The sequence below is a fragment of the Streptomyces achromogenes genome (genome assembly GCF_030816715.1).
In the GTDB taxonomy this organism is placed as follows: domain Bacteria; phylum Actinomycetota; class Actinomycetes; order Streptomycetales; family Streptomycetaceae; genus Streptomyces; species Streptomyces achromogenes_A.
The window spans coordinates 4,202,986-4,225,320 of record NZ_JAUSYH010000001.1; the positions used below are offsets into that span (position 1 = coordinate 4,202,986).

The following is a 22,335-nucleotide window of genomic DNA, read 5'->3' on the forward strand; positions in this document are numbered from 1 at the left end:
GGGGTTTTCGCAATGATTGTTCGGCGGTGTCCTACTCTCCCACAGGGTCCCCCCTGCAGTACCATCGGCGCTGTAAGGCTTAGCTTCCGGGTTCGGAATGTAACCGGGCGTTTCCCTCACGCTATGACCACCGAAACACTATGAAACTGTCCAGCCGCACCACACCGTGACCATGGCATGGGGCTGTTCGTGGTTTCAGAACCAACACAGTGGACGCGAGCAACTGAGGACAAGCCCTCGGCCTATTAGTACCAGTCAGCTTCACCCATTACTGGGCTTCCACATCCGGCCTATCAACCCAGTCGTCTACTGGGAGCCTTACCCCATCAAGTGGGTGGGAATACTCATCTCGAAGCAGGCTTCCCGCTTAGATGCTTTCAGCGGTTATCCCTCCCGAACGTAGCCAACCAGCCATGCCCTTGGCAGAACAACTGGCACACCAGAGGTTCGTCCGTCCCGGTCCTCTCGTACTAGGGACAGCCCTTCTCAATATTCCTGCGCGCGCAGCGGATAGGGACCGAACTGTCTCACGACGTTCTAAACCCAGCTCGCGTACCGCTTTAATGGGCGAACAGCCCAACCCTTGGGACCGACTCCAGCCCCAGGATGCGACGAGCCGACATCGAGGTGCCAAACCATCCCGTCGATATGGACTCTTGGGGAAGATCAGCCTGTTATCCCCGGGGTACCTTTTATCCGTTGAGCGACGGCGCTTCCACAAGCCACCGCCGGATCACTAGTCCCGACTTTCGTCCCTGCTCGACCCGTCGGTCTCACAGTCAAGCTCCCTTGTGCACTTACACTCAACACCTGATTGCCAACCAGGCTGAGGGAACCTTTGGGCGCCTCCGTTACTCTTTAGGAGGCAACCGCCCCAGTTAAACTACCCATCAGACACTGTCCCTGATCCGGATCACGGACCCAGGTTAGACATCCAGCACGACCAGACTGGTATTTCAACGACGACTCCACTCGAACTGGCGTCCAAGCTTCACAGTCTCCCAGCTATCCTACACAAGCCGAACCGAACACCAATATCAAACTGTAGTAAAGGTCCCGGGGTCTTTCCGTCCTGCTGCGCGAAACGAGCATCTTTACTCGTAGTGCAATTTCACCGGGCCTATGGTTGAGACAGTCGAGAAGTCGTTACGCCATTCGTGCAGGTCGGAACTTACCCGACAAGGAATTTCGCTACCTTAGGATGGTTATAGTTACCACCGCCGTTTACTGGCGCTTAAGTTCTCAGCTTCGCCACCCCGAAGAGTGACTAACCGGTCCCCTTAACGTTCCAGCACCGGGCAGGCGTCAGTCCGTATACATCGCCTTACGGCTTCGCACGGACCTGTGTTTTTAGTAAACAGTCGCTTCTCGCTGGTCTCTGCGGCCACCCCCAGCTCGAGGAGCAAGTCCTCTCACCAAGCGTGGCCCCCCTTCTCCCGAAGTTACGGGGGCATTTTGCCGAGTTCCTTAACCATAGTTCACCCGAACGCCTCGGTATTCTCTACCTGACCACCTGAGTCGGTTTAGGGTACGGGCCGCCATGAAACTCGCTAGAGGCTTTTCTCGACAGCATAGGATCATCCACTTCGCCACAATCGGCTCGGCATCAGGTCTCAGCCTTAATGTGTGACGGATTTGCCTATCACACGGCCTACACCCTTACCCCGGGACAACCACCGCCCGGGATGGACTACCTTCCTGCGTCACCCCATCACTCACCTACTACAAGTCTGGTCCGTCGGCTCCACCACTTTCCATTCCCCGAAGGGTCCGGAACGGCTTCACGGACTTAGCATCGCCTGGTTCGATGTTTGACGCTTCACAGCGGGTACCGGAATATCAACCGGTTATCCATCGACTACGCCTGTCGGCCTCGCCTTAGGTCCCGACTTACCCTGGGCAGATCAGCTTGACCCAGGAACCCTTAGTCAATCGGCGCACACGTTTCTCACGTGTGAATCGCTACTCATGCCTGCATTCTCACTCGTGAACCGTCCACAACTACCTTCCGGTGCTGCTTCACCCGGCACACGACGCTCCCCTACCCATCACGATCCCCGTTGGGGGTATATATCGCAATGACACGACTTCGGCGGTACGCTTGAGCCCCGCTACATTGTCGGCGCGGAATCACTAGACCAGTGAGCTATTACGCACTCTTTCAAGGGTGGCTGCTTCTAAGCCAACCTCCTGGTTGTCTCTGCGACTCCACATCCTTTCCCACTTAGCGTACGCTTAGGGGCCTTAGTCGATGCTCTGGGCTGTTTCCCTCTCGACCATGGAGCTTATCCCCCACAGTCTCACTGCCGCGCTCTCACTTACCGGCATTCGGAGTTTGGCTAAGGTCAGTAACCCGGTAGGGCCCATCGCCTATCCAGTGCTCTACCTCCGGCAAGAAACACACGACGCTGCACCTAAATGCATTTCGGGGAGAACCAGCTATCACGGAGTTTGATTGGCCTTTCACCCCTAACCACAGGTCATCCCCCAGGTTTTCAACCCTGGTGGGTTCGGTCCTCCACGAAGTCTTACCTCCGCTTCAACCTGCCCATGGCTAGATCACTCCGCTTCGGGTCTTGAGCGTGCTACTGAAACGCCCTGTTCGGACTCGCTTTCGCTACGGCTACCCCACTCGGGTTAACCTCGCAACACACCGCAAACTCGCAGGCTCATTCTTCAAAAGGCACGCAGTCACGAGGCAAGCACAAGTGCTTGCCCGACGCTCCCACGGCTTGTAGGCACACGGTTTCAGGTACTATTTCACTCCGCTCCCGCGGTACTTTTCACCATTCCCTCACGGTACTATCCGCTATCGGTCACCAGGGAATATTTAGGCTTAGCGGGTGGTCCCGCCAGATTCACACGGGATTTCTCGGGCCCCGTGCTACTTGGGTGTCTCTCAAACGAGCCGTTGATGTTTCGACTACGGGGGTCTTACCCTCTACGCCGGACCTTTCGCATGTCCTTCGCCTACATCAACGGTTTCTGACTCGCCTCACAGCCGGCAGACTGTGAAAGAGAGATCCCACAACCCCGAATGCGCAACCCCTGCCGGGTCTCACACGCATACGGTTTGGCCTCATCCGGTTTCGCTCGCCACTACTCCCGGAATCACGGTTGTTTTCTCTTCCTGCGGGTACTGAGATGTTTCACTTCCCCGCGTTCCCTCCACATACCCTATGTGTTCAGGTATGGGTGACAGCCCATGACGACTGCCGGGTTTCCCCATTCGGAAACCCCCGGATCAAAGCCTGGTTGACGGCTCCCCGGGGACTATCGTGGCCTCCCACGTCCTTCATCGGTTCCTGGTGCCAAGGCATCCACCGTGCGCCCTTAAAAACTTGGCCACAGATGCTCGCGTCCACTGTGCAGTTCTCAAACAACGACCAGCCACCCATCACCCCCAACCTGAGCTGGAGTTCACTGGGGCCGGCATCAGAAGGGCAAGCGCATAACGCTCGCACCCTCAGACACCCAACAGCGTGCCCGGCACCCCCGCCACTCGTGATCAGCTTTCCACGCTCCGAAGAGCAGTACTTGCAGCCCGAGATGACTGAGAATGCCGAATAATCAACGTTCCACCCATGAGCAACCAGCACCGGACGTTCGCCGATGAACTGGCCTCTGGACAACCTTGCGGTCGCCTAGAAGTGCTCCTTAGAAAGGAGGTGATCCAGCCGCACCTTCCGGTACGGCTACCTTGTTACGACTTCGTCCCAATCGCCAGTCCCACCTTCGACAGCTCCCTCCCACAAGGGGTTGGGCCACCGGCTTCGGGTGTTACCGACTTTCGTGACGTGACGGGCGGTGTGTACAAGGCCCGGGAACGTATTCACCGCAGCAATGCTGATCTGCGATTACTAGCAACTCCGACTTCATGGGGTCGAGTTGCAGACCCCAATCCGAACTGAGACCGGCTTTTTGAGATTCGCTCCACCTCACGGTTTCGCAGCTCTTTGTACCGGCCATTGTAGCACGTGTGCAGCCCAAGACATAAGGGGCATGATGACTTGACGTCGTCCCCACCTTCCTCCGAGTTGACCCCGGCAGTCTCCTGTGAGTCCCCATCACCCCGAAGGGCATGCTGGCAACACAGAACAAGGGTTGCGCTCGTTGCGGGACTTAACCCAACATCTCACGACACGAGCTGACGACAGCCATGCACCACCTGTACACCGACCACAAGGGGGCGACCATCTCTGGCCGTTTCCGGTGTATGTCAAGCCTTGGTAAGGTTCTTCGCGTTGCGTCGAATTAAGCCACATGCTCCGCTGCTTGTGCGGGCCCCCGTCAATTCCTTTGAGTTTTAGCCTTGCGGCCGTACTCCCCAGGCGGGGAACTTAATGCGTTAGCTGCGGCACCGACGACGTGGAATGTCGCCAACACCTAGTTCCCACCGTTTACGGCGTGGACTACCAGGGTATCTAATCCTGTTCGCTCCCCACGCTTTCGCTCCTCAGCGTCAGTAATGGCCCAGAGATCCGCCTTCGCCACCGGTGTTCCTCCTGATATCTGCGCATTTCACCGCTACACCAGGAATTCCGATCTCCCCTACCACACTCTAGTCTGCCCGTATCGAATGCAGACCCGGGGTTAAGCCCCGGGCTTTCACATCCGACGCGACAGACCGCCTACGAGCTCTTTACGCCCAATAATTCCGGACAACGCTTGCGCCCTACGTATTACCGCGGCTGCTGGCACGTAGTTAGCCGGCGCTTCTTCTGCAGGTACCGTCACTTTCGCTTCTTCCCTGCTGAAAGAGGTTTACAACCCGAAGGCCGTCATCCCTCACGCGGCGTCGCTGCATCAGGCTTTCGCCCATTGTGCAATATTCCCCACTGCTGCCTCCCGTAGGAGTCTGGGCCGTGTCTCAGTCCCAGTGTGGCCGGTCGCCCTCTCAGGCCGGCTACCCGTCGTCGCCTTGGTGAGCCATTACCTCACCAACAAGCTGATAGGCCGCGGGCTCATCCTTCACCGCCGGAGCTTTCAACCCCTACAGATGCCTGCAGAAGTGATATCCGGTATTAGACCCCGTTTCCAGGGCTTGTCCCAGAGTGAAGGGCAGATTGCCCACGTGTTACTCACCCGTTCGCCACTAATCCCCACCGAAGTGGTTCATCGTTCGACTTGCATGTGTTAAGCACGCCGCCAGCGTTCGTCCTGAGCCAGGATCAAACTCTCCGTGAATGTTTTCCCGTGATCGGGATCGCACACACGAGAGCGGAACGTCGAGCGGAATAAGCTCGGCGTTCACAACGTCCTCGCTGTGTTTGTTTCAAAGGAACCTCATCCTCGGCTATCACTGCCGGGGACGGGGTATCAACATATCTGGCGTTGATTTTTGGCACGCTGTTGAGTTCTCAAGGAACGGACGCTTCCTTCGTACTCACCCTCTCGGGCTTTCCTCCGGGCAGTTTCCCTTCGGTCTTGCGTTTCCGACTCTATCAGACCGTTTCCCGATCCGATTTCCTCGGTGCTTTCCAGGCTCCCCGCTTATCTCGCGGTTTTCCTTTCCGGCGGTTCCGACTCTACCAGACCCTTTCGGTTCTGATTCCCGGTCAGCGGGAGTCGTCTTCGCGGCTGTTGGGCCGTTCCGACGTCCCAAACCTTAGCGGATCCGTTCGGCAGTTGCTAATCGAGCTGCCGGCCCTCCATCGAATTGAATTCGGGCACGCCGAATTCAACCCCGGGGGAGATCGTGCTGTGGTTTGTGGTGCCGCTACTGCGGCGGAGGTGCTACCGGAGAACCGTTACGGCTCCGCGGCAACCCGAAGAACTCTACGGATCCGGGGTGGGGCTGTCAACCGCCCCTGTCAAGATCTTTTAGGCCGAACGGGCGCGGCCCGTTCAGTCGAGGTCGCTGAGCCGGCCGCCGGCATCCGGCTGGGCGTGCTCCACGCGACGAAGGAGCCTGGTCAGGACCTCACCGAGAGTGGTGCGTTCCGCCGCGGAGAGGTCCTGGAGGAGATCCTCCTCGAAGACGGTCGCCATGCGCATGGCCCTCAACCACTTCTCCCGGCCCTCGGGCGTCAGCTCCACGATCACCCGGACCCGGTTGGTCTCGTCCCGCTCACGGGTCACCAGGCCCTCGGTGACCATGCGGTCGATCCGGTGGGTCATCGCGGCCGGCGTCAGGCCGAGCCGCTTGGCCAGGTCGCTCGGTCCCAGGCGATAAGGAACGCCGGAGAGGACGAGGGCCTTGAGGACCTCCCACTCGGCGTTGCTGATGCCGAGGTCGGCGGTCTGGCGGCCGTACGCGACGTTCATCCGGCGGTTGAGGCGGGAGAGTGCCGAGACGATCTTCTCGACCTGCGGATCGAGATCCTGGAACTCGCGCTGGTACGCGGCGATCTGCTCTTCGAGAGTCGGCTCGCTGCCGAGGCCGGTGCCGACCGTGCCGGGGTTGTCGCCCATGGGAACAAGTATCGCACGAGGCGCGTTCGGCTTGAAGTCCTTCGAGGTGTACAGTTTAGCTTCGAACTTTAGCTTCTAAGTCTTCGGCCCTAAGTGCTGAGGGCTCCTACCTGATTGAGGTGAACGTGACCAGGGCGATGGGCGCAGCGATGCGCCGGATCCACGTGGGCAACGCACTCAGCGCGTTCGGGCTCGGTTTCACCGTCCCCTACCTGTACGTCTATGTGGCGCAGGTACGGGGGCTGGGGGCCATGACGGCGGGGTTGGTGCTCGCCGTCTTCGCCGTCGCCGCGCTGATCGTGCTGCCGTTCGCCGGCCGGGCGATCGTGCGACGCGGTCCACTGCCGGTCCTCCTCGCCGCCCTGGTCACCGCCGCGCTGGGCGCGCTGAGCCTGGGGCTGGCCGGCACCGCCGCCGCCGTACTGGCCGCCGCGGCCGCGCTCGGGGCCGGGCAGGCCGTGATGCAGCCCGCGCTGGCGACGATGATCGTGGACTGCTCGACCGCGGAGACGCGCTCGCGGGCCTTCGCGACGCAGTTCTTCCTGCAGAACCTCGGGCTCGGCGTGGGCGGTCTGATCGGCGGGCACCTCGTCGACACGACGCGGGTCGCTTCCTTCACTCTGCTGTTCGGCATCGAGGCGGCGATGTTCCTGCTGCTGGCCGCGGTGATGTCGACGGTGCGGCTGCCGCGCGCCCCGCGCGTGGGAGACGCGCCGCAGTCCGCGCGGGGGAGCTGGAAGCAGCTGCTCGGCAACCGGGCCATGGTGCAGCTGTGTGTGCTGGGCTTCGTACTGTTCTTCGCCTGCTACGGGCAGTTCGAGTCCGGGCTGAGCGCGTACGGGGTGGAGGCCGCGGGCATCTCGACGTCGGCGCTCGGGACCGCTCTGGCCGCCAACACGGCGATGATCGTGGTGGCGCAGTTCGCCGTGCTGAAGTTCGTGGAGCGGCAGAAGCGCTCGCGGGTGATCGCGGCGGTGGGGCTGCTCTGGGCCGTGGCGTGGGTCGTGGCGGGGTACGCGGGGCTCGGGCACGGCAGTCAGGAGATGGCGACGGCCGCGTTCGTGTCGACGTACGCGCTGTTCGGGCTGGGTGAGGCGATGCTGTCGCCGACGATCGCGCCGCTGGTGGCCGATCTGGCTCCGGCCGGTCTGGCCGGGCAGTACAACTCGGCGTTCGCCCTGGTGAAGCAGCTCGCGCTGGCCGTGGGGCCGGCGGTGGGCGGGCCGATGGGGGCTTCGCTGCACGCGCCGTACATCGTGACGTTCCTGCTGTTCTCGCTGGGGATCACCTACCTCGCGCTGCGGTTGGGGCGGCAGCTGACCGCCGTCCAGGACCAGCCGTGGCTGGTGCGCAAGCGGGTGGTGGCCCGGGGTGGGGCGGCCGTGCGGCCCGTGGCCGCGGAGGCCTGACGCGCTTAGCGCGGGTCGCGCGCACCGCACAGGAGAGGCGGCCGTCGTCACGAGAACGACGGCCGCCTCTCCTTTTTCCGTGCGCTCAGCGGACCGCGGTCACGAGGGTCGCCGTGAAGGGGAAGGTGGTCGTCGATGCGGGAAGCCGGGCGCGGATCGTCTCGGCGGCCCGGGTGAGGGCCTCGTCGCCCGCGGTGTCGACGAGCGTCTGGCCCCAGGGGATCGAGGAGAGGTGGCCGGCGATGTAGTCGTCCAGTGGGGGGAGGTCGATGGCGAAGGTGAGGTCGCGGCGGGCCGTGGAGCGGAAGCCGGCGCGGTCGAGGGCGGCGGTCACGCGGTCCGCGGCGTGGAAGGCGGCCCGGAAGCCCGCCGCGGCTTCCGGGCCGTCGTACTGCTCGAGCGTCCGGTACTGCGCCATGAAGTACGGGGAGTCGTCCAGTCGGGCCCAGAGCGTGGCGGCGAACCGGCCTCCGGGGCGGGTGACCCGGGCCGTCTCCGTCAGGGCGGCGTCGAGGTCGGGGAAGAACTGGGCTCCCTGCTGGCAGAGGACGGCGTCGAAGGTCGCGTCGGGGTAGGGCAGGTCGTCGGCGGGGGCGGCGGTGAACTCGATGTCCGGGTAGAGGCGCGGGTGGCACGCCTGGGCGATCTTGAGCATGGCCTCGTTGAGGTCCGCGCCGGCGACCCGGCCGGTGGGTCCCGCCTGGGCGGCGGCGGCGCGGGCCGCGAAGCCGGTTCCGCAGGCGAGGTCGAGGACGGTGGCGCCGGGGAAGAGGTCCGCGGCGTCCACGAGTGCGGTGACGAAGGGCGCCATGAGGGGCGCGACGTAGTGTTCGTAGCGCTCGGGGGCGCTTCCCTTGAGGTGAAAGCCCGTTGCGTCTGCCATGCAGAGCTAGTAGCACCGGGGGGCGTGTCCGCCTAGGTGCCGCGCGCGGGGGAATGCGTGTTCGGTCGTTTTCCGCTCCCTGTCATCCCGTCGTCCCTGACTGGTCATTCCGTCGGTTTCGGCAGGACGAACTCGCACCAGACCGCTTTTCCGCAGCCCGGGGTGCGTCTGCTGCCCCAGTGGGAGGCGATGGTGGCGACGATCGCGATGCCGCGGCCGGACTCGTCGCCCGGTTCCGCGCGGCGGCGGCGCGGCAGGTGGTCGTCGCCGTCGGTGACCTCGATGATCAGGCGGCGGTCGGTGCGGCGCAGGCGTAGTCGCATGGGCGGGATGCCGTGCTGGAGGGAGTTGGCGACCAGTTCGCTGGCGGCGAGGACGCCCAGGTCGTGCAGGTCGGCGGGGAAGCGCCAGCTGGTGAGGACGCCCGAGGCGAAGGCACGCGCGCGTGGGGCCGCTTCGACTCCGCCGAGGAGTTCCAGGGCCGCGTTGCGGAACAGCTCGCTGTCGGGGCCGGTGCGGGCCGGATGCTGGAGGACGAGGACGGCGACGTCGTCGTCGTGGTCGGCGGTGACGCCGGCCGAGCGGACGAGGCGGTCGCAGACGACCTGGGGCGTGCCGGTGGCGCCGGCCAGGGCGCGCTCCAGGGCGGCGATGCCTTCGTCCAGGTCTTCGTTGCGGCGCTCCACCAGGCCGTCGGTGTAGAGGACGGCCGTCGAGCCGGGGCCGAGCGGGATCGAGCCGGAGGCGTGCATCCAGCCGCCGGTGCCGAGGGGCGGGCCGGTGGGCTCGTCGGCGCGCAGGACGGTGCCGTTGTCGTCGCGGACGAGGATGGGCAGGTGGCCGGCGGAGGCGTACACCAGCCGGCCCTCGTTGGGGTCGTGGATGGCGTACACGCAGGTGGCGATCTGGTTGGCGTCGATCTCCATGGCGAGGCCGTCGAGGAGCTGGAGCACCTCGTGCGGGGGGAGGTCGAGGCGGGCGTACGCCCGGACGGCCGTCCGGAGCTGGCCCATGACGGCGGCGGCGCGGACGCCGCGGCCCATGACGTCGCCGATGACGAGGGCGGTGCGGCCGCCGCCGAGGGTGATGACGTCGTACCAGTCGCCGCCGACCGCGGCTTCGGTGCCGCCGGGCTGGTAGGTGGCGGCGATGCGCAGGTCGTCGGGCTCTTCGAGCTCCTGGGGCAGGAGGGAGCGCTGGAGCGTGACGGCGGTCTCGCGCTGGCGGCGTTCGCTGGCCCTGAGGCGTTCGGCGGCCTCCGCGTGGTCGGTGACGTCGGTGGCGAAGATCAGGACCGCGCCTTCACCGTTGTCCTCGGCGGCGGGGGTGCAGGTGAAGGTGTAGTGGCGGCCGTCGGGGGCCTTGCGCGATTTCAGGGTGCGGGGCTTGCCGCTGCGCAGGGCCTGGTCCAGCAGCGGCAGGAGGCCGAGGTCGCGGAGTTCGGGCAGGGTCTCGGCGGCGGGTTCGCCGCAGGGGCGTGCGCCGAAGGCCGCCGTGTAGGCGTCGTTGACGTAGGCGAGGCGGTGGCCGGGGCCGTGGACGAGGGCCACGAGGGCGGGGACGCGGTCGAGGACCTCACGCACCGGGAGTTCGTCGACCGCGGGCACGGGGGGCGCGTCGGCGAGTTGTTCGGCGCGGGCCGCGGGCACGGAGCCCTCGCTGCGCCGGTCCGTGGTGGTGACCGGGTGCTCGGCCCGCGCGGCGGCGCGGCGCTGTGTTCCGGGGAGCCGGGCGCTCCAGCGCGTGAAGTTCACGAATCCTTGCCTCGTGTAGTCGTCGTCGGCCGGCTCCGGGCCCGGCCTGCTCCGGGGGCCGCACATTGTTGCAGCACCCGGGGTGTGGAGCTGGTGGGGACGGCCTGGTGGGTTCGGCGGGAGCATGCGCCGGCCCGCCGGGGCTCTGGAAGGGGCGGTGAAGGGACTCGGAGGGGACGCGGAAGAGGGGTCGGGACGGTTCGGGAGCGGCCCGGGATGGGCTCGGGCGCTCGAGGTCGGGCTATGAGCAGGGAGCAGTCTGGCAGTGTGGCCGCCGTCCGGGCCGACATTCGTCAGACGTGGGGGCGGCCGGTGGAGTTCCTGTTTCGGTCAGGACGACCCTTTCGGGTTGCCGGAAGACTCGTCAGAAGGCTTTCCACCGGCAGCGAGTTCGAACTCCGCGCGAGGATGTTCGAGTGATCCGAGCGAGACGATCTCCCGTTTGAAGAGTCCGGAGAGGGTCCACTCGGCGAGGACGCGCATCTTGCGGTTGACGGTGGGCACGCGGCTGAGGTGGTACGCGCGGTGCATGAACCAGGCCGGGTAGCCCTTGAGCTTGCGTCCGTAGACGTGGGCGACGCCCTTGTGGAGCCCGAGTGAGGCGACCGAGCCGACGTATGTGTGGGAGTACGTCTGCAGGGGTTCGCCGCGCAGGGAGCGCACGATGTTGTCGGCGAGGACCTTGGCCTGGCGGACGGCGTGCTGGGCGTTGGGCGCGGTCTCCCGGCCGGGCTCGTCGACGGTGACGTCGGGGACGGCCGCGGCGTCTCCGGCGGCCCACGCGTGCGTGACGCCGTCGACGGTCAGCTCGGGGGTGCATTTCAGCCGGCCTCGTTCGCTCAGCGGGAGGTCGGTGGCGGCGAGGAGCGGGTGGGGTTTGACGCCGGCGGTCCACACGACCGTGCGGGTGGGGAAGCGGGCGCCGTCGCTGAGGACGGCGACACGGTCGGCACACGAGTCCAGGCGGGTGTTCAGGCGGACGTCGATGTTGCGACGGCGCAGTTCGCTGACCGTGTAGCGGCCCAGGTCGGCGCCGACCTCGGGCAGGATGCGGTCGGAGGCCTCGACCAGGATCCACTTCATGTCGTCGGGCTGGACGTTGTGGTAGTAGCGCGTGGTGTAGCGGGCCATGTCCTCCAGCTCGCCGAGCGCCTCCACGCCCGCGTAGCCGCCGCCGACGAAGACGAAGGTGAGGGCCGCGTCGCGGATGGCGGGGTCGCGGGTGGAGGAGGCGATGTCCATCTGTTCGATCACGTGGTTGCGCAGCCCGATCGCCTCTTCGACGGTCTTGAAGCCGATGGCGTAGTCGGCGAGCCCGGGGATGGGCAGGGTGCGGGAGACGGAGCCGGGCGCGAGGACGAGTTCGTCGTACGTCAGCTGCTGGGGGCCGGCGCCCTCCTCCTCGGTGGCGAGGGTGGTGAGGGTGGCGGTGCGTTTGGCGTGGTCGACGGCGGTGACCTCGCCGACCACGACCCGGCAGTGGGGCAGGACGCGGCGCAGCGGCACGACGACGTGCCGGGGGGAGATGGACCCCGCGGCCGCCTCGGGGAGGAAGGGTTGGTAGGTCATGTAGGGGTCGGGGGTGACGACCGTGATCTCGGCCTCGCCGCGTCCCAGTTCCTGTTTCAGCCTCCGCTGGAGCCGCAGGGCCGTGTACATCCCGACGTAGCCGCCGCCGACAACGAGAATGCGCGCACGTTCCTTCACCATCCCATGACGCACCCGGCGCTTGCGTTTGTCCACAGCCTCGACAATTTGTGTGACCGCGAGTCGGGTGGCCGAGGGGTTGGCCGAAACACCGGGCTGCGGGACAGAGGTGCAGGTCAGGTGGTGTGTACCGGGGTGCGGGAGGGGGCGCAATCGGGACGTATGCCGCCCGTACTCCGATCGGGGGTCGCTCCGTGCGGAACGTGCCCCTTCTGAATTGACTCTCTCTCAACTATGTTCGTGGGACGACGGGGTGTCAGGGGGAAGCGCTCTGCGGGTCTGCGACGGGCGGGCCCGGGGCGGCCGTCCCCTGTGTTCCACGCCCCGGCTTTTCGATGGCGGGGAAAGTCTCCGGGGGGAGACGTCATTACCGGGGGATTATTCATGCACATGCAGAATTCGCATTGGTCGTCGACGCCCACGTCGGCCCTCGCGCCCGGTGGCGCGGTCGGCACGGCACTGGGCGGCGGACGCGGAGAGGGCGCGCGGACAGCGCCGCTGCGCGTGGACGCACAGCGCAACCTGGAACACGTACTACGGGCGGCACGCGAGGTGTTCGGCGAGCTGGGCTACGGCGCGCCGATGGAGGACGTGGCGCGCCGCGCGCGGGTCGGCGTCGGCACGGTGTACCGGCGCTTCCCCAGCAAGGACGTGCTGGTCCGGCGGATAGCCGAGGAGGAGACCGCCCGGCTGACGGACCAGGCGCGCTCGGCGCTCGGGCAGGAGGACGAGCCGTGGTCGGCGCTGTCGCGCTTCCTGCGGACGTCCGTGGCCTCGGGCGCCGGGCGGCTGCTGCCGCCGCAGGTGCTGCGGGTCGGCGTCGCGGAGGACGACGTGGAGGGCCTGGCGGTCGAGTCGGCGCGGGTGCCGCAGCAGCGGACCCAGCCGGGCTCCGGTGAGCTGCGGCTCGTCCCGGAGGACGGCGCGACGGCTGCTGCCGGCGACCACGGGGCGACGGCGCTGCTCGAGGTCGTGGGCCGGCTCGTGGAGCGGGCGCGGGAGGCGGGCGAACTGCGCGCCGACGTGTCCGTGTCGGACGTGCTGCTGGTGATCGCGACGGCGGCGCCCTCGCTGCCGGATCCGGCGCAGCAGGCGGCGGCCTCGGCGCGGCTGCTGGACATCCTGCTGGAGGGTCTGCGCTCGCGGCCTTCCTGACTCGTGAGGGTGACGGTGGGCGGGGGTCCCGAGCGGCCCCCGCACCCCGTTCACCACGGCCGGCGGACCAGGGTCCACGACAGTCGGCCTGAACTTCCCTGCACCGCAGGGAGGTTGTACCTCCCCCTTGAGGGGCGAGGCCCGTTACCGGACTGCGGACGAATCCCCACGGCCGAGTGGTCGGCCCGTCCGACGGGGTCCTGACCGAAAGCCAATATGGCACTCTGACCCGGTGGTCGGGACGGGCGGGGCAGGCGGCGGGAGTCTTCCGCGATGAGCGTTGACGGTCGGGGCGAACAGGTGCCGAGCCAGGGCGGACGCGCGAGCGGCCCGGCGGGCGGGCCCGCGGCGTCCCCGCCCGGTCACGCGTTCGAGGGCACGGTCCCGGCCCAGCGGGAGTGGCGGGCCGACGGGGGCGTCCTGCCGCCGCCGCGGGATCTGCCGCCCGCCGACGCCGGCCTGATCGCCCGGATGCGCTCGGGCGACGACACGGCCTACGAGGAGCTCTACCGGCGCCACGCCGACGCCGTGCGCCGCTACGCCCGTACCTGCTGCCGGGACGCGCACACCGCCGACGACCTCACCGCCGAGGTGTTCGCCCGCATGCTCCAGGCGGTGCGCGGCGGCTCCGGACCCGAGTACGCCGTCCGTGCCTACCTCCTCACCTCCGTGCGGCGGGTGGCCGCCGGCTGGACGCGGTCCGCGAAGCGGGAACAACTCGTCGACGACTTCGCGGTGTTCGCCGCACGGTCCGCTCGTGCCTCGGAGGTGTCCGACGACGGCACACTCGACCTGGGCGCCGACGTCCGCGCGATGCACGAGGCCGAGCAGTCCATGGCCATGCGGGCCTTCCGCTCCCTTCCCGAGCGCTGGCAGGCCGTGCTGTGGCACACCGAGGTCGAGGACGAGTCGCCGAGCGAGGTCGCCATGCTCTTCGGCCTCGACGCCAACGGCACCCGGGTGCTCGCCAGCCGCGCCCGCGAGGGCCTCAAGCAGGCCTATCTCCAGGCCCATGTCAGCGCCACGCTCACCAGCGACGAGGAGTGCGCCGGCTACGCCGACCAGCTCGGCAGTTACGCCCGTCGCCGGCTGCGCACCCGCGCCGAACGGGGGCTGCGCAAGCACCTGGAGGAGTGCTCCCGGTGCAGGCTGGCGGCGTTGCAGATCGAGGAAGTGGCCGGCAGCATCCCCGCCGTGGTGCCGGTCGCGGTCATCGGCTGGTTCGGCGCGGCCGGCTACGCCAAGGCCCTCGCGCTCCTTGCCGGCGGTGCCGGAGCGGGGGCGGCGGGCGCCGCGGGTGCGGCCATCGCAGGCGGTTCCTCGGGCGGGGCGGGCGCCGGGGGCGGTGCGTCGGCAGCGGAGGGGCTCGGCGCCCCCGTGAAGGCGGGTATCGCGGCCGGCGTCGTCGCGGTGGCGGCCGCCGCGGTGGCCCTCGCGCTCGTCGGCCACGACGCCCCCGTTCGGCAGCCCGCGGCACGGCCTGCGGCCTCCGCCCCCGCGCCGGTCGCGCAGCCCGAGCAGCCGCCGCCCGCACCGACGCCCGCGCGGCGGCCCGAGCCGGAACCGCGGGTGATCGTGCCGGCCGCCGCCCCGACAGCGACGGCCGCCTCCGAGCCGCCGCTCTCCCCGGCCCCCGCACCCACGCCCAGCCCGTCTCCGCCGACCGCCCCGGAGCCGACGCCCACGCCCGCTCCGACGCCCACCCGGACGCCCACGCCCGTTCCTCCGCCCGCCCCGGTCGTCTATCCGCTGGGCGAGCTGCCCTTCGACGTCGTCGGCGACGGTGACGGGCCCGAGATCCGGCTCCGCGGCAGCAACTGGGTGTGGCGGCGGTCCGCGCTGTCCGTCGCGGACCGGCGGTACGCGGGCGGGGTGACCGTGCACGGCGGCTCCTCCGTCACCGTCGACCTCCACCGCGCGTGCACCGCGTACGACGCGTTCGTCGGCCTCGACGACCTGACGCTCAGACTCGGCGGGGTCGCGTTCTCCGTCTACGGCGACGGGACCCGGCTCTGGTCGTCCGGGGTGGTCAGGGGCGGCGAACCGGCCGTCCCCGTCCATGTGGACCTCGTCGGCCGGACGATCGTGCGACTGGTCGTCGAGCCGCGCGACGCGCTGGGCTCGGTGGCCCTCGCGGACTGGGCGGATTCCAGGTTCACCTGCTCGTAGGCGCATGGGCGTCCGCGGCGTCCGCCGGGTTGCCGGGCGAGCTGCCGGACTGGTTGACGGGTGGGTTGTCGGGCAAGCTGTCGGGCAGGCCGGCGGACGGGATCGGGTGGTCGTGGACGGCCGCGGTGATCTCGTGCAGCGCGTCGTCGGCCGTCATGCGCGACGCGCGGGCGCGCTCGGCCGCATGGCCCTCGGCGCCCAAGGCCTCCCGGATCGCGGCCTCGGTGCGTTCGGCGCGGGTGATCTGCGGGGTGGGCCGCGGGTGAGGGCCTCGCAACCGGTCGCCGGCCGCGAGGAGCCGCGCCGCACGCGGGAAATCGCCGAGCCGGGCCAGCAGGTCCGCCGCGCCGTCCACGATCGACGACGTGACCGCCTCGGCGCACTGGTCGGCCATCGCCTGTCGCAGCGTGTCGGCGACCATCGGCAGGGCGTGCCGCGGCCCGGCCTCGACGGCCGTGAGGTCCGCGTCGAGCATGTTCAGCGCCGCCGCGAACTGGGGTGGCGGCGTCCCCGCGCCGGCCGCCGCCCGGCCCTGGTCGCACAGGACGCGCGCGCGGGCCGGGTCGTCGTCGACGGACAGCGCGATGTGGGCGCGCAGCAGCAGGACGAACGCACGGACGTCCGGCACCCCGTAGCGGTCGGCGGCGCTGCTCGCCTCGTCCAGGGTGGCCAGGGCGCCGTCCACGTCCCCCGACCGGTAGGCGATCTCCGCGAGCCGGGCGATGAGGAACGGCGTCTCGGCGTACGCCCCGACCTCGTAGGCGAGCCGAAGCGCCTCGCGGTACTCCTGCTCCGCCTCCGTGAAACGGCTGCGCGCCATCTCCGTCTCGGCGGCCGCGCCGCACACCTGGGCCCGCATCCAGCGGTCGCCGACGCGCAGGCTCAGCACGCGCAGCTCCGCCAGGTCGTCGTCGACGCCGTGCAGCCCGCCGGGGGAGTCGACGACCACGTGCGTGCGGAACATCAGGGCGCAGCCGAGTTCCCAGTCGCCGCCGTACAGGCGGCAGTTCTCGACCGCCCGGTCGAGGATTCCGCGGACGTCCACCGTGTCCCGCATCTGGAAGGCGGTGACCGGCCAGATGAGGCCGGGCATCCGCGCCGCCTGCGGACCGCCCGGCTCGTAGCGGGCGCGCAGGCGAGCCAGGTACTCCGGATAGCGCGGGTCCTTCGAGGTGGCGCTCGGCTCGGACTCGGACAGCAGGAACAGATGCAGCATCCGCAGGTTCGTCCGCTGCGCGGACCGGGGGTGGACATCGGCCTCGCCGCCGGACGGTGGCTCGGGCACGGCGCTCGGCGCGACGTCCGGCACCGCCTCGGACGCGCCGTCCGGCGCGGCATCCGGTACGACGTCGGACGCAGCCTCGGGCACGACGTCCGGCACCGCCTCGGGCGCGGCTACGGGCGCCGGCGCCGGCGCGGCGAGGAAGACCTCGATGGGGTCGACGGCGGCCATCCGGGCCGTCAGGTCGGCGGGGAGGGCCGGGGCCGGGCCGACGGGGGCGGTGTGGTGCGGGGCGTCCGGGGCGGTGTGGTGCGGGGCGGCGGAGGCCGCAGGCCGTGGCGGCTGGAGGGAGTCCAGGACCGCGCCGAGGCGCAGGGTGCGGTCGGTCCACTCCGCGCCCTCCTGGCGGTAGTTGCGCAGCCACCAGAACCAGCCCGCGGCGAGGCAGAGGGCGGTGGCCTCCTCCTCGTCGCCCGCCGTGAGTGAACGGTGCAGGCCCACGCGGATGTTGTCGAGCTCGGTCTCCAGACGGGCGATCCAGGAGAGCTGTTCGGCGGAGCGGAGCAACGGGTCGGCGCGCTCGACCAGCGCACGCACCCACGCGCGGTGCCGGCGCTCCGTGGCCGCGCGGGACCACGGCTGCTCGGCGGCGCGTTCCTGCGCGTACTCGTGGATCGTCTCCAGCATCCGGTAGCGCATGCCGTCGCCGGCCTGCACGGCGTGCGGGGCGGCCACGACCAGGGACTTGTCGACGAGCGCTCCGACGAGCTCCGCGACCGGGCCGGTGCATATGGCCTCGGCGGCCTCCAGATCCCAGCCGCCCGCGAACACGGACAGTTCGCGCAGCAGGGTGCGCTCGGGTTCGTCGAGCAGGTCCCAGGACCAGTCGACGACAGCCCTCAGGGTCTGCTGGCGGGGCAGGACCGTGCGGCTGCCGGAGGTGAGCAGCCGAAAGCGGTCGTCGAGGCGGTCCGCGATCTGTCGCGGGGTGAGCAACCGCAGGCGCGCGGCCGCCAGTTCGATGGCGAGGGGCAGACCGTCCAGCCGTCGGCAGATCTCCGCGATCGCCTCCTCGTCCCGCAGGGCGGCCGCCGCGTCCGGGCGGACGGCGGCCGCGCGCTCGGTGAAGAGGCGGTGCGCGTGGTCGGGGAGGAGGGGCTCGACCGGGCGGACCGACTCGCCAGGCACTCCCAGGGGTTCACGGCTGGTGGCGAGGATCGTGAGCCCGGGGCAGCGGGTGAGGAGGGTCTCGGCGAGGTCGGCGGCGGCGCCGATGACATGTTCGCAGTTGTCAAGGATCAGGAGATGGCTGCGCGGGGCGCAGTACTCGACGAGCAGGGCGACCGGGTCGTCCTGCGCGGGTGCCAGTTCGGTGGTCATCAACACGGTCTCGCGCAGGCCGAGGGCGCTGACCACCGCGCCGGGCACCGCCTCCGGCCGGTCGAGCGGCGCCAGCTCGGCCAGCCACGCCTGCGGAAGCCCGGCGGCGGCTTCTTCGGCGAGACGGGTCTTTCCGGAGCCGCCCGGTCCGGTGAGCGTGACGAGACGGGCCCTGTGCAGATCGGAACGGATGGCGGCGATCTCGGGTTCCCGGCCCACGAAGGAGGTAAGCCGCGGACGGAGGTTGCCGGTGCGTTCGGGAACCCCGGATGGGAGCGCGGAGTGGGGCGCGCGCGGCCGGCCTCGCCCCGGACCGGTTCCGAGGGCTCCCCCGGGACGCTCGGGAAGGGGGGAGCCATGAGGCGGGAAGGAGGGCGCCGGTCCCAGGCGGGAGGCCGACTCCGCGCGGAGGGCGTGCCCCGAGCGGCGGGGCTGCTCGAGATGGGGATGGTCCGGGTGGAGAGCCGGTTGCAGGTCATGGCTCCACTCCGGACCGCCGCTCGGCTCCGGACCGCCGCTCGGCTCCGGAGCGCGACCGGGCTCCGGACCACGACCGGGCTCGGCATCACCGCTCGGCTTCGCGCCGTGGGCGGGCTCCCGGTCGTCCGGGTTCAGGAGTTCGGCGTGCAGGGCGCGCAGATGGGGGCCGGGGTCGGCGCCGAGGCCGTCGGCGAGGGTGCGGCGGGCGGTCCCGTAGGCGGCGAGGGCGTCGGCGGCGCGGCCGGAGTCGCGCAGGGCCCGGATGAGGAGCGCGTGCAGCGGCTCGTCGTAAGGGTGCGCGGCGGTCAGTTCCGTCAGGCGGGGCACCGCCTCGCGGGCGCGGCCGAGGAGCAGGTCGGCCTCGAGGCGGGCGCGGGCCGCTTCCCGGTGGAGGGCTTCCGGACGGGCGGCGGGCGTGCGGTCGGGCAGGTCGGCGAGCGCCCGGCCGCGCCACAGGGCGAGGGCGTCGTCGAGGGAGCGGGCGGCGGCGGAGGCGTCGCCCTGCCGCAGGGCTTCGACGCCCCGGCCGACCAGCCGCTCGAAAACGAAGAGGTCGACGTCGTCCTCCGTGGCGGCGAGCCGGTAGCCGCCCGGCGCGGAGGTCACGGCGTCCCTGCCTACGGCGCGGCGCAGCCGGCCGATCAGGGCTTGGAGAGCGGCGGGCGCGTCCTGGGGCGGCGCCTGCGGCCAGACCTCGTCGATGAGGGTCTCCGGGGCGGTGAGGCGGCCGGGACGGAGGGCCAGGGCGGTGAGAAGGGCGCGGAGGCGGGCCCCGGGCAGGGGTACGGCGACTCCCTGGTCGTCCTCGGTCTGGGTGACGCCCAGGATTCTGTACCGCACCGGGTCATTGTCGTCCGGGGCGAGGCATGGGGCACGCGATTTCGCGACGCGAGGGCCACGGCGGCCCGCGCGGCGCGGCTCCACGCCCGGCGACGGCGATCGTCGACCCCCGGGCAGAACCGCCCGTCGCCTCCGGAGGAGACCGGCCCGTCCCTGATCGCAGGAGACCGCCCTCCACCTACCCGAGGGAGAGCACCCGCCCCGGGAGGCCGCCCGCCCCGGAGGAGACCGGCCCGGAGGAGACCGGCCCGTCACCCCCCGGAGGAGACCGCGCGTCTCTGGGGAGCGATGCCCGCGGGCACCGCACGCGCGCGTGCCGGGGTGCCGGTCCAGCAGGTGCCCCGGCGGGAGAGCAGGCGGCGGAGCCAGATCTCCAGGGAGATCAGGTCGGCGAGGCCGTCCAGGGGGAGGAGCTCGCCCGCCGCCGCCGCGCGCAGGGCCCTGCGGACCACCCGGGCCTCGATCAGCCCCGCTTCCGCGAGCAGGGGGGCCTCGAAGAGGCCGAGGAGCGGGTCGATGGCCATGCGCAGGCCCGCCCGGGCGGCGGCGGACGCGGACGCCTGCGACGGGGCGCCCCAGCCGGGCGGCAGGTCGGTGACCGCCCGCGCCCTTGAGGACGGTGCGCAGGATCGCGGCGCGCGCCCCGGGTTGCACGCGCAGGGTCTCGGGGAGCGCCCGGCATGCCCGCACGACCTGGTTGTCGAGGAACGGCGCGTGCAGTCGCTGGGAGCGGATCTCCGCGGCCTGTTCCAGCACCCGCAGGTCCATGGAGTGCCGGGTGAGGGCGGCACGCGCGCGGTAGTCGCCCGGACGCTGACCGGGTCCCACGCCGGTGCGGTGCGCGGCACTCTGCAGGCGAACCGATACTTCAGCGAGCGCCTCGCCTGTCAGCCAGCGTGCGGCGGGGCCTGCTCCGCCCCACGTCAGGGCCGCCAGGGACGCTCCGAGCGCGCCTCCGGAGTCGTCGGAGCCGAATCTGCGGTGCAGCAGCCGTTCGGCGAGACCCTCCACGCCCGCGCGGTACGGCGTACGGGCCAGCCGGCGGGCCGCGCCGTACACGCGCGCGGGGACGAGCACGGAGCCGTCGGCCTTGGTGAGCGCGGCCACGGGCCGCACGAGGTGCCGGCGTTTGCGGTCCATCAACAGGTCGGCCAGGCGGGCCGGGTGGGCGTCCAGGACCTGGCGGGCGCCGTAGCCCGTGAAGTGGTCCGCGCTGCCCGCCGCGAGCCGTGCGCGGTGCCGGGCGACCGTGACCAGGCTCGGGCCGGGTTCGTCGGTCAGAGGGCCGTCCATGTCGGCGTACGGCAGGGTCTCCTCGGCGCCCGCCGCGACGACGTGGTGCAGGCGTGGGCTTGCCGCGAGGGCGCCGGCCCGCTGCAGTTCGTCCTCGCCCCCGCCGACGGCCAGGTCGTTGAAGGTGACGGCCAGCAGCCGCTCGCCCGCGCCGGTGCCGTGACCGAGCAGCGTGCCCGGCATGCCCGGCAGGCCCGCCGCGAGGAGTGCCAGCGTGCCGGAGGCCGGTCCGCCGGAGAGATCGGCGCCGATGCCGGGCATCGGCATCCCGCGCGCGGCACGCCGTTCGGCGGGGCCCATGCCGGGCACCGGACCGGGGTCGATGTCGGGAACGTGCCGGGGTGCGGACAGACGCGCGCGCACCGCTTCGACGAGCGCGTCGCGCACGGCGTCGACCGCGCTGTCGGGGTCGGCCGGCGGTGCCGCCACGGCGAGCGAGGCCACCGGCTCATACCCGACGATCTCGCGCGCCCCGGCGCGCAGGATCAGCGCGTGCCCCGGCGGCACACGTCGCACGCCGTCGTACGGAGTGGAGTCGTGCAGGGCCGCCGGCACGTCGGGAGCGGCGAGCAGGGCCGCCAGGTGGCCGAAGTCGAGGTTGGCCTCGATGAGGTCGGCCAGCGGCAGCGCGGCCGTGGCGTACGCGGTGCCGCCCTCCCACGGGGTGTGGAACACCGGGCGTACGCCCGCCAGATCGCCGCAGACGGTGAGGCGCCGGCCGACCCGCACGATCGCCGTGTAGCTGCCCGGCCAGGCCGTCAGATGCCGAAGTGCCCCTCCGCGCGCGGCGGACAGCCCGACGCGCAACTGCTCGTCGGTCGCACCGCACGTGCCGAGCACCGCGATCCGGTTCTGCGCGTCGGCCGACACCACCCGCACCTCGTCGGGGCGCCAGTCTCCGACCGCCCACAGCGGATCGGGGTCACCCCACAGGAGATGGGAGCCGACCGGCTGCAACGTCTCGCCCTCGTAGCCGACTTGACCCCCGTACGCCGCGTCGGCGTCGCGCCGGCCGTCGTAGCCGACGGACCCGCCCGACATGCCCGCGGCGGTGCTGCTCCATCCCACCAACCACCGCATCGACGCCTCCACAGGCTGTGGACAACCGAGTGCACCGCAAGAACGGTTCACCATGCTGCCACGAAGAACGCGTCGCGGACGGGGGCGACGCCGCTCGCGATCGGTGGAATGCGCCTGTGTGAAGACGTCGGCGCCGACGGGTGCGGTGGTGTGCACCCCGGTGTCTGCGACGTGAATGCGCCCCCGGTACGCTCCCCCAAAACGCCCCGCGCGCCCTCGATTTCCGTGGTGAGAGGCGTTGTCCCGCACGGAACACGGGGTCGATTTTCGGCCAAATCCCACGGCCGCGCCCGGCGTTGAAGGCGTTCCGCGCAGGCTCACGCAACGCTCCGTGCACGCGCGTGCCCTTGCGAGGCCGCGCCGGCCCGGGAGACGGAAGGCGCCTCCCGGGCCGCTTCCGCCACCCGCGGGGATGTAGGCGGCGGTGTCCCCCAGCCCACTGGATCCAGTACAGCGGGCCGACCCACGCACGACCCATGGAACCGCTCCCCCGATGGCCGGAGAAGAGCGCACGGCCGGGCGCACGGCCACACGGGCGGGAGCACGCCG

General features: G+C 70.0%; 7 protein-coding genes, 3 rRNA genes and 2 pseudogenes. 3 read left to right on the forward strand and 9 right to left on the reverse strand.

Going from position 1 to position 22,335, the window contains the following annotated elements; translation table 11 throughout:
* Positions 1-18 precede the first annotated feature (18 nt).
* From rrf to QF032_RS18790, 4 genes are all read right to left on the reverse strand, one after another.
* Positions 19-135 (reverse strand): 5S ribosomal RNA (rrf, locus tag QF032_RS18775).
* Between the two features lie 90 nt (positions 136-225).
* A 23S ribosomal RNA gene (locus QF032_RS18780) occupies positions 226-3,347 on the reverse strand.
* 314 nt (positions 3,348-3,661) lie between these two features.
* Positions 3,662-5,187: ribosomal RNA gene (locus tag QF032_RS18785) — 16S ribosomal RNA — on the reverse strand.
* Together the 16S, 23S and 5S rRNA genes form the textbook arrangement of a ribosomal RNA operon.
* Positions 5,188-5,847: 660 nt before the next feature.
* Entirely contained in the window at positions 5,848-6,414 is a 567-nt protein-coding gene (locus tag QF032_RS18790; protein WP_307044164.1) for a MarR family winged helix-turn-helix transcriptional regulator, read from the reverse strand.
* A 137-nt stretch (positions 6,415-6,551) separates the two neighbouring features.
* Here QF032_RS18790 and QF032_RS18795 point away from each other — a divergent pair, with 137 nt between their 5' ends.
* Complete coding sequence (locus tag QF032_RS18795) at positions 6,552-7,823, forward strand: MFS transporter (RefSeq protein ID WP_307060301.1); 1,272 nt, start codon at positions 6,552-6,554, stop codon at positions 7,821-7,823.
* A gap of 85 nt (positions 7,824-7,908) precedes the next feature.
* On the opposite strand, the gene QF032_RS18800 is transcribed toward QF032_RS18795, so the two are convergent.
* The 3 genes from QF032_RS18800 to QF032_RS18810 all read right to left on the reverse strand — a co-directional run bounded on the left by QF032_RS18800 (position 7,909) and on the right by QF032_RS18810 (position 12,170).
* A complete protein-coding gene (locus QF032_RS18800; RefSeq protein ID WP_307044166.1) occupies positions 7,909-8,706 on the reverse strand; it encodes a class I SAM-dependent methyltransferase in 798 nt (265 codons plus the stop codon).
* Between the two features lie 104 nt (positions 8,707-8,810).
* The gene (locus QF032_RS18805) at positions 8,811-10,460 is read right to left on the reverse strand and encodes an ATP-binding SpoIIE family protein phosphatase (protein WP_307056678.1); all 1,650 of its coding nucleotides are present in this window, start codon (positions 10,458-10,460) and stop codon (positions 8,811-8,813) included.
* Positions 10,461-10,790: 330 nt separating this feature from the next.
* Entirely contained in the window at positions 10,791-12,170 is a 1,380-nt protein-coding gene (locus tag QF032_RS18810; protein ID WP_307044170.1) for an NAD(P)/FAD-dependent oxidoreductase, read from the reverse strand.
* A gap of 381 nt (positions 12,171-12,551) precedes the next feature.
* On the opposite strand from QF032_RS18810, the gene QF032_RS18815 reads away from it, so the two are divergent.
* On the forward strand, positions 12,552-13,322 hold the full coding sequence (locus QF032_RS18815; protein ID WP_306950894.1) for a TetR/AcrR family transcriptional regulator: 771 nt from the start codon (positions 12,552-12,554) through the stop codon (positions 13,320-13,322).
* Between the two features lie 273 nt (positions 13,323-13,595).
* Complete coding sequence (locus QF032_RS18820) at positions 13,596-15,491, forward strand: sigma-70 family RNA polymerase sigma factor (protein WP_307056681.1); 1,896 nt, start codon at positions 13,596-13,598, stop codon at positions 15,489-15,491.
* Positions 15,492-15,582: 91 nt separating this feature from the next.
* On the opposite strand, the pseudogene QF032_RS40635 reads toward QF032_RS18820, so the two are convergent.
* Both QF032_RS40635 and QF032_RS18830 read right to left on the reverse strand, forming a co-directional pair.
* Positions 15,583-19,413 (reverse strand): annotated as a pseudogene (locus QF032_RS40635) (AfsR/SARP family transcriptional regulator); the annotation flags it as partial.
* Positions 19,414-19,664: 251 nt separating this feature from the next.
* Positions 19,665-21,786, reverse strand: a pseudogene (locus QF032_RS18830) (asparagine synthase-related protein).
* Positions 21,787-22,335 lie beyond the last annotated feature (549 nt).